The following is a 906-nucleotide window of genomic DNA, read 5'->3' on the forward strand; positions in this document are numbered from 1 at the left end:
AGGCCGAAGCCGCCACGTGGGGCGGTTAGTTCCTGTCAGATGCGTCCTGAGCCCGACGCCCGCGAGCTGACGGTCGATCACGCCTGGTTCATAGCGGAAACCATTGGGGCGGGTAGCTTCCCGTGGGTGCTGGCGATCACCTCGCCCTACACCGATGCCACGCAACGCCAGGCGTTCCTCGACCGTCAGCTCGACGGCGTTGGGCTCAGCACTCATCTGACAGGAACTAACCGCCCCACTTGGCGGCTTCGGCCTGGTCCCGGGCGAGCATGGACGTGGTGTTGGCCTCGTGGGTGCTGGCCATCGACTGGTAGGCCCGCACGAGGCTTTCCATCGCCTGGTTCCACTGGGCCTGCCAGGCCTGGTAGGTCATACCGGTGTCGCCCTGCCAGGCGTTGGACAGCGTGGCCTGCTCGCTGGCGATGTCCGAACCCAGCCCCTGCAGCGTGCCGGCGTAGCCGGCCATGTCGGCGGCGTGGCTCAACATCGCCGGGTAGTTGTACATGATTTGGGACATGAGAAGTCCTTTCGCGGTTGTTGGCGGCTGAAGCTCGATCAGAAGGCGTTGTAGCCGGACGCCGCGGCGGCGTCGGCGGCGACGTAGGTTCCCGCGGCGTCGCCGAGGTTGGCCTGGGCGATGTCGAGCAGGGTGTTGACCCGCGCGGCTGCCTCGACGAAGCGGGCGTGCGCGGCCTGGAACGCGGCCGAGGACTCGCCCTGGTGGAACGCCTGTGCCGACATGGCCTCCTGCTCGGCCTGACTGATGGTGCTGCGCATCAACGCCGCCTTGGCACTGAAGGCCGACTGCGCGGCCACCAACTGCGGGATGTGGGCGTCCAACATACTCATGGTGCTTCCTTTCTCTGCGGTCTCATGGGGTTTCGGTGACTGACGAGCATCGGGCTG

The 906-nt window shown here is 66.7% G+C and carries 2 protein-coding genes and 1 pseudogene; 1 reads left to right on the top strand and 2 read right to left on the bottom strand.

Annotated features, from left to right (window positions below; translation table 11 throughout):
• Window positions 1-39: 39 nt before the first annotated feature.
• Window positions 40-195: pseudogene (locus A9X05_RS29520) on the top strand (ESX secretion-associated protein EspG); the annotation flags it as partial.
• A gap of 31 nt (window positions 196-226) precedes the next feature.
• On the opposite strand, the gene A9X05_RS09465 reads toward A9X05_RS29520, so the two are convergent.
• Window positions 227-517, bottom strand: coding sequence for a WXG100 family type VII secretion target (locus tag A9X05_RS09465; RefSeq protein WP_067278112.1), 291 nt, complete (start codon window positions 515-517; stop codon window positions 227-229).
• A 38-nt stretch (window positions 518-555) separates the two neighbouring features.
• A complete protein-coding gene (esxG, locus tag A9X05_RS09470; RefSeq protein WP_067278108.1) occupies window positions 556-849 on the bottom strand; it encodes a type VII secretion system protein EsxG in 294 nt (97 codons plus the stop codon).
• Window positions 850-906: the final 57 nt, after the last annotated feature.

Source organism: Mycobacterium sp. E3298, assembly GCF_001666895.1.
Taxonomy (GTDB): domain Bacteria; phylum Actinomycetota; class Actinomycetes; order Mycobacteriales; family Mycobacteriaceae; genus Mycobacterium.